This is a genomic window from Rhizobium sp. YJ-22, from assembly GCF_029601685.1.
Lineage (GTDB): Bacteria > Pseudomonadota > Alphaproteobacteria > Rhizobiales > Rhizobiaceae > Metarhizobium.
The window spans coordinates 1-2,606 of sequence record NZ_JARRIR010000051.1; the positions used below are offsets into that span (position 1 = coordinate 1).

2 protein-coding genes are annotated in these 2,606 nt (G+C 61.8%); both read right to left on the reverse strand.

Going from position 1 to position 2,606, the window contains the following annotated elements:
- Nucleotides 1-147: 147 nt before the first annotated feature.
- Entirely contained in the window at nucleotides 148-891 is a 744-nt protein-coding gene (gene istB, locus P7F60_RS30705; protein ID WP_097143548.1) for an IS21-like element helper ATPase IstB, read from the reverse strand.
- 11 nt (nucleotides 892-902) lie between these two features.
- Nucleotides 903-2,414, reverse strand: a complete 1,512-nt coding sequence (gene istA, locus P7F60_RS30710) for an IS21 family transposase (RefSeq protein WP_102026030.1) — start codon at nucleotides 2,412-2,414, stop codon at nucleotides 903-905.
- Between the last annotated feature and the right edge of the window lie 192 nt (nucleotides 2,415-2,606).

Here is a 2,606-nt window from a genome sequence, read left to right on the forward strand (position 1 = left end):
GTGCGTATTCCGATGAAGCCGGCCATTGATTCCGAAACGAAGCCGGCCACCCATTCCGATTTCATTCCGGCCAGCATTCCGATTTGAAGCCGGCCAGTCGATGCTCCCTTGGGTCGTTGTTTTGAATGGCTCTGGATTGTCGTGGGGTCAAGCGTCGGATGGTAGCGGACGCTGCTTTCGCAAGCTCTCGCCGGTGAGTTCGATGCGGTAGGCATTGTGGACCAAGCGATCGAGGATGGCGTCAGCGAGCGTCGGATTGCCGATCATGTCGTACCAGTGATCGACGGGCACCTGGCTTGTGACGATGGTGGATCGCCTCTCATAGCGATCCTCAACGATCTCCAGAAGATCACGGCGCTGCTCGTCGCTGAGCTTCTCGGGGCCCCAGTCGTCGAGGATGAGCAGGTCTGTTCTGGCGAGCGCCTTGAGGACCTTGGGATAGCGGCCGTCGCCGCGCGCCAGTGCAAGAGTGGCGAACAGCCTCGGCAGGCGATGATAGGCGACGGAGAAGTCCTCGCGGCATGCCTTGTGTCCGAGTGCGCAGGCCAGCCAGCTCTTGCCGACGCCGGCGGGTCCGATGAGCAGGAGACTGTGATGTTGCCTGATCCAGTCGCAGCCGGCGAGCTTCAGGAACAGATTGCGGTCAAGGCCACGGGCAGCGCGGAAGTCGATGTTCTCGACCTGAGCGTCATGGCGCAACCTTGCCGCGCGGGCTCTCGCCTCGAAGCGCTTCTGGCGGCGCATGGTTGCCTCGCGCTCCAGAAGAAGAGCGAGCCATTCGCCATGCTCGAGACTCCTCACTTCTGGTTGGGCCTCAAGCTCGTGATAGGCGCTTGCCATGCCGGAGAGGCCGAGTTCGCGTAGCATGTCGATGGTGGGATTGGTCAGCATGATCTTGATCCTCAATGAAAGTAGCCGGGGCCGCGCAGGTTGGCGTGCTCCATGACGGCGGCGGGTTCGGCGGAATGTCTGTTGGATTTGTGGGTGGCGATGAGCGCGGAGATGGTTTTGCAGGTCAGGCCGCCGATCTCGACGGCACGCGCCGACACAGTCTCGGCGCGCTCCCGGGGAAGATCACGATAGAGGCGCAGGATGCCGAGGCATGTTCTGAAGCCCTGTTCGGGATGCGGCCGGCTGGCGAGGATGGCGGTGATCAGCCCCTCGGTCTCGGGGCCGATCGATGCAGCCCAGCGCCGGAAGCGATCCGGTGTCCATTCGGCGTATCGACGATGCGAACTCGGCATGTGATCGGGGTCGGTGCCAAAGCGCGGCCCCCCATATCGGCGCTGATGCACTGCGACGCGCTTTCCACGATGGAATATCTCGATCATCCGGGCGGTGGCGCGGATATCGACCTGGCTCCGGATGAGGCCGTGCGGGACCGAATAGAAGAAGGTCTTGAACTCGACATGATAATCCGTCGAGACCCGCGCCAGCCGCCATTCGGCGAACTCGTAATCCTCGGCAGGAAGGGCTGCGAGGGCTGGACGCTCGACCGTCTCGAAGAGATGGCGACGGCTGACACCGAGCCGGCGCATGACATGATCGTTGATGCGTGCGAGCATATCAGTGATCGCGGCATTCGCCTCGGCAAGCGAGAAGAATGTCTGTTTGCGCAGGCGGCCGAGGATGCAGCTTTGAGCAAAGCGCACGGCGTTCTCGACCTTGGCCTTATCCTTCGGGCGTCGCGGCCGAGCCGGAAGGACACCGATACCGTAGTGGGATGCCATCATGCCGTAGCTGCGGTTGATCTCAGGATCATGGAAGCTGGCACGGTTGACGCCGGACTTCAGGTTGTCAGGCACCACAAGCCGTGGCACGCCACCAAAAAAGGCGAACATGCGTACATGCGAGCCAATCCAGTCCGGCAAGGTCTGGGTCCACGTGGCCTCGGCAAAGGTGTAGCTCGATGCGCCGAGTACGCCGACGAACAGTTCCGCCTCACGGACCTCGCCGGTCTTGCGATCGACGATCGGCACCTTCTTTCCGGAATAGTCCACGAAGACCTTGTCGCCGGCGGCATGCTCCTGGCGCATCGTCGGCGACAGGCGCTGCTCGAAGCCGCGGAACAGTTCACAGAAGCGGCTGTAGCCGTAACCGTCGGGATGGTCGCTACGGTATTCTTCCCAAAGGATCAGCAGTGTCACGCCTGGCTTCTTCAGCTCGATCGAAAGCTCAGCCCAGTCAGGCTCCTTCCTTCGCCGCTGCCCCTGCTTGACCCCAGCGCGGGCGAAAAGACGATGTTCAAGCGCATCGTCGGTCAGCTCTCCGGGCAAGGGCCAGGTCAAACCCGCAAGCGCCGCCCGCTTCAGATTATCCTGCACCGTGCTGCGAGCAACGCCCAGCACCACCGCGATCTCGCGGCTGCTTGTTCCGCTTCCGGCAAGCCGGAGCATCTGTCGTAATTGTCTCATGGTCAGCCTTCTCTTTGCCGGCATCAAACTCTCCTCGTGTACCGGGAGGCTTGATGCCAAAGTTGCTGACCCAAGGGGTATCGTTAGAGCCGAGAACCGGCCGGTAATTGATTGGAATAGTGGCCGGCTTCAAATCGGAACGGTGGCCGGTAATTAATCGGAATGCCGGCCGGCTTCAGACCGGAATCCGCA

What these genes read in the sequence shown, in the direction of transcription:
- istB (WP_097143548.1), bottom strand. Translation starts at nt 891, where the DNA reads ATGCTGACCAATCCCACCATCGACATGCTACGCGAACTCGGCCTCTCC.
- istA (WP_102026030.1), bottom strand. Translation starts at nt 2,414, where the DNA reads ATGAGACAATTACGACAGATGCTCCGGCTTGCCGGAAGCGGAACAAGC.